Annotated in this window: 4 protein-coding genes and 1 pseudogene; 3 read left to right on the top strand and 2 right to left on the bottom strand. The window is 74.6% G+C overall.

What is annotated here, in order from left to right:
* A pseudogene (locus tag IEY94_RS23030) lies at positions 1-246 on the top strand (IS5/IS1182 family transposase); the annotation flags it as partial.
* 9 nt (positions 247-255) lie between these two features.
* On the opposite strand, the gene IEY94_RS23025 reads toward IEY94_RS23030, so the two are convergent.
* Both IEY94_RS23025 and IEY94_RS23020 read right to left on the bottom strand, forming a co-directional pair.
* Positions 256-1,212 (bottom strand): CorA family divalent cation transporter, encoded by a 957-nt coding sequence (locus IEY94_RS23025; RefSeq protein WP_189172351.1) that lies wholly within the window; start codon positions 1,210-1,212, stop codon positions 256-258.
* 19 nt (positions 1,213-1,231) lie between these two features.
* Complete coding sequence (locus IEY94_RS23020; protein ID WP_189172350.1) at positions 1,232-2,335, bottom strand: aminotransferase-like domain-containing protein; 1,104 nt, start codon at positions 2,333-2,335, stop codon at positions 1,232-1,234.
* 174 nt (positions 2,336-2,509) lie between these two features.
* Between IEY94_RS23020 and IEY94_RS23015 the strand changes: the two genes are divergently transcribed.
* Together IEY94_RS23015 and cysD are read left to right on the top strand one after the other, a co-directional pair.
* Positions 2,510-3,337: an inositol monophosphatase family protein gene (locus IEY94_RS23015; protein ID WP_189172349.1), complete on the top strand. Its 828-nt coding sequence runs from the start codon at positions 2,510-2,512 to the stop codon at positions 3,335-3,337.
* Positions 3,334-4,242, top strand: coding sequence for a sulfate adenylyltransferase subunit CysD (cysD, locus tag IEY94_RS23010; protein WP_189172348.1), 909 nt, complete (start codon positions 3,334-3,336; stop codon positions 4,240-4,242). The genes IEY94_RS23015 and cysD overlap by 4 nt, the downstream gene beginning before the upstream one ends.
* Positions 4,243-4,374: the final 132 nt, after the last annotated feature.

Here is a 4,374-nt window from a genome sequence, read left to right as displayed (position 1 = left end):
CGCGGCATCGCCCACACCATCCCCGAACGCGCCGACCAGCAGACCAACCGACGCCGCCGCGGCGGCGCCGGCGGCCGACCACCGACCTTCGACACCCACCTCTACAAGCGCCGCAACGTCGTCGAACGCTGCTTCAACCGACTCAAGCAACACCGAGCCGTGGCCACCCGCTACGACAAGACCGCCACCTCCTACCGGGCCACGGTCACCATCGCCGCGCTACTCCAATGGATCAAACCCCTTTGAAGACACACCCTAGAGCCAGCCGGCGCGGCGCAGGCGCCAGTACAGGAGCGCGCCCGCGCCGAGCATCAGGCCCAGCGCGCCCGGGTACCCCAGCGACCAGCCCAGCTCGGGCATGTGCCGGAAGTTCATCCCGTAGATCCCGGCGATGACCGTCTGCACGGCGGCGATCGCCGCCCACGCGGCGATCTTGCGCATGTCGTTGTTCTGCTCGATCGACACCTGGGCCAGCCGGGCCTGCAGGATCGAGTTGAGCAGGTCGTCGTACCCGGTCACCTGCTCCGCCGCCTGGACCGCCAGCTCCCGGGTCAGCCGCAGGTGCCGCCGCGCCCGGCCGGGCGGGCCCGGCTCGTCGGCCTCGATCAGCGCGCCGAGCGGCCGCTGGACCGGCACGATGGCGCGGCGCAGCTCGACCAGCTCCCGCTTGAGCCGGTGGATGCGGCCGATCGCCCGGCCGTCCGGCTGGCTGGAGAAGACCTGCTCCTCGAGCGCGTTCATCTCCTCGGCGACCGCCTCCAGCGCCGCCGCGTACCCGGCCACGGCGTGCTGGACGACCGCGTGCACGACCGTCCAGCGGTCCACCTGCGCGTGCCGGTGCGCGGCCAGCGCCCGGGCCGCCGCGGCGGCGTCGCCGCCGGCGCCGTGCTGCACGGTGACCACCACGTGCGGTCCGATCATGACCGTCACCCGGCCGGTGCGCAGGGCGCCGCCGTCCCGGCGGACCGTGCCGACGCTGAAGGCCAGCGGGTCGGCGCCGGGGGCGTCGGACTCGTGCAGGCCGAGGTGCTGCTCCACTTCGGCCATCGCCGGGTCGTCGGGGCCGGGCAGGAGCAGCCAGAGCAGGCCGGCGCGGTCCGCGGCGGCCAGCGCCGGCCCGTACGGCGGCGGCACCGGGCACCACCGGCCGCCCGCGAAGCGCAGCGCGGTGGGCCGGGCGGGGTCGACCGGCGGGACGTCCTCCTCGGCCACCCGACCCCTCCCGTTCCGTTCAGCCGCGGACGGCGGCGACCGCCTCGGCGAGCCGGCGCACGCCCGCGCGGATCTGCTCCACCGACACCGCGGAGTAGGCCAGCCGCAGCGCGTGCTCCCCGCCGTCCAGGACGAAGTCGCTGCCCTTCACGACGGCGACGCCCCGCTCGGCGGCCGCCGCGGCGAGCTTCTCCGCCGGTACGTCCGGCGGGAACTCCACCCACAGAAAGTAGCCGCCGTCGGGCGCCGTGAACGTCGCATCGGGCAGGTTCTCCCGCAGCGCGTCGCCGAGCGCCGCGGCCCGCTCGCCGAGGGCGGCGCTGACCGTGGCGATGGACCGGTCGAACGCGCCCGCGGCGCAGAACCGGTACACCGTGGCCTGGGCGAACATGTTCGGCGAGATGTACAGGTTGGTGGCCGTGCCGGCGATCGACCCGATCAGCTCCGGCGGGCCCACCAGGTAGCCGACCCGGACGCCCGGGCAGACGGTCTTGGTGAACGAGCCGGCTCGCACCACGACCGCGCCGGGCACGTCCGCGGCCAGCTCCTGCAGCGACGGCAGCGGCTCGCCGCGGAACCGGATGTCGACGTACGGGTCGTCCTCGAAGATCGTGAAGCCGTACTCGGCGGCCAGCGCGAGCAGCTCCCGGCGCCGGGCCACGGACAGCGTGACGCCGGCCGGGTTCTGGTAGTTCGGGATGATGTGGGCGAGCTTCGGTCGCACGCCCGACTCCAGCAGCGCGCGCAGCGCGGCGGTGTCGACCCCGTCGGCGTCGAGGGTCACCTGGTGCACGGTGCAGCCGCGGTTGCGCAGGCCGAGCAGGGTCCGGTCGTACGTCGGGTTCTCCACCACGACGTCGTCGCCGGCCTTGATCAGCGCGTCGAACAGGAACGCGTCCGCCTGCAGCGAACCGTTGGTGAGCAGCACGTGCTCCACCGGCACGCCGTGCCGGTCGGCGACCCACGCGCGGAGCGGGCCGTAGCCGACGGAGGTGCCGTATGCGGTGGCACCGGCCGGGTCGGCCTCCAGCGCGGCGACGGCGGCGGCCTTGAGGCCGTCGATGTCGACGATGTCGAGGCTGGGGGCCCCGCGGGCGAACGAGATCAGGTCCTGAGGGCTCATATTCGAGAGGGTAGAGGGGCGGCCCCGGGCACACCCGGGCACCCGGGCGCAAGTCCCGCAGGGCAAATCACCATTACCGGTACGGATGCGGCGCCATGCGCGGCCGCGACCCGGGGAAGGGGCGGGTCGGCGTACTAGATTGATGAGTCACGCCTGTGGGAGCGAGGTATTGCGGTGGGATTCGACGATCCGGGACGGCGCGGCGTTGTCGACGGTCCGGCCGACGACCGGGACCAGACGGTCGCGGCGTGGCTGGCCGGGCTCGCCGGCGAGCGGCTGCTGGACCTGCGGCACGTCCGCGGGTTCGCCGACCCGGCCGCCCTGCGCGACGCGGCCGACCGGCAGGCCCACCACGTCCTGCGCGGCGAACTGGCCCGGCTGCGCCCCGGCGACGCCGTGCTCTCCGAGGAGGACGAGGACGCCCGCGGCGCCGCCGCGGCCGACCGGCGCACCGCCGACCGGGTGTGGATCGTCGACCCGCTGGACGGCACCCGCGAGTACGGCGAGCAGGGCCGCACCGACTGGGCCGTGCACGTGGCGCTGTGGGAGCGCGGCCGCGGGCTGACCGCCGGCGCCGTGGCGCTGCCCGCCCGCGAGCTGGTCCTCGGCACCGACGCCACCGCCGCCCCGCCGGCCGCCGGGCCGCTGCGGATCGCGGTCAGCCGGTCCCGCCCGCCGGGCTTCGTCAGCTCGCTGCTGGACCGGGTCGGCGGCGTCGCCGTGCCGCTGGGCTCGGCCGGCGTGAAGGTCTGCGCCGTCGTGACCGGGGACGCGGACGCGTACGTGCACGCCGGCGGCCAGTACGAGTGGGACTCCGCGGCACCCGTCGCCGTCGCCGCCGCCGCCGGCCTGCACTGCTCCCGGGTCGACGGCACCCCGCTCGAGTACAACCGGGACCATCCCAGCCTGCCCGACCTGCTCGTCTGCCGGCCGGAGCTGGCCGACCAACTCCTCGGCGCGCTCGCCGACCTGATCAAGGCGGGCGAGGTGGCCGGCGGATGAGCATCGCGTCGTACCGCTTCTCCCACCTCGACGCCCTCGAGGCCGAGGCGATCTTCATCATGCGCGAGGTGGTCGCCGAGTTCGAGCGGCCGGTGCTGCTGTTCTCCGGCGGCAAGGACTCGATCCTCATGCTCCGGCTGGCGCAGAAGGCGTTCGCGCCGGGCCGGATCCCGTTCCCGGTCCTGCACATCGACACCGGGCACAACTTCCCCGAGGTGCTCGCGTACCGGGACCGCCGGGTCGCCGAGCTGAACCTCCAGCTCATCGTCGGCTCGGTCCCCGAGGCGCTGGAGTCCGGCGCGGTCCGCGAGCCGGCCGACGGCACCCGCAACCGGATCCAGACGCCGGTGCTGCTGGACGCGGTGGAGAAGTACCGGTTCGACGCCCTGTTCGGCGGTGCCCGCCGGGACGAGGAGAAGGCCCGGGCGAAGGAGCGGGTGTTCTCCTTCCGGGACGAGTTCGGCCAGTGGGACCCGCGCAACCAGCGCCCGGAGCTGTGGGCGCTGTTCAACGCGCGGCACGCGCCGGGGGAGTCGATCCGGGTGTTCCCGCTGTCCAACTGGACCGAGCTGGACGTCTGGCACTACATCGCCCGCGAGCGGGTGTCGCTGCCGTCGATCTACTTCGCGCACGACCGCACGGTGCTGCGCCGCGGCGACATGCTGTACGCGGTCAACGAGTTCATCCAGCCCCGGCCGGGGGAGACCCCGTTCACCGCCCGGGTCCGGTACCGCACCGTCGGCGACGCCTCCTGCACGGCGGCCGTCGAGTCGGCCGCCGACACGGTGGAGCGGGTGATCGAGGAGGTCGCGGCCACCCGGATCACCGAGCGCGGCGCCACCCGCGGCGACGACCGCGCGTCGGAGGCGGCGATGGAGGACCGGAAGAAGGAAGGGTACTTCTGATGACCGACGTGGCCCCGGCGCACGCGCGCCCCGCCGTGCCGGCCGCGAGGGAAGGGCGTCCCGGCGGTATGGACCTGCTGCGCTTCGCCACCGCCGGCTCGGTCGACGACGGCAAGTCCACCCTCATCGGGC

It is taken from the genome of Pilimelia anulata, assembly GCF_014647895.1.
Lineage (GTDB): Bacteria > Actinomycetota > Actinomycetes > Mycobacteriales > Micromonosporaceae > Pilimelia > Pilimelia anulata.
The sequence above is the reverse complement of the archived record's forward strand: the minus strand, read 5'-3'. Positions and strand labels throughout refer to the sequence as shown.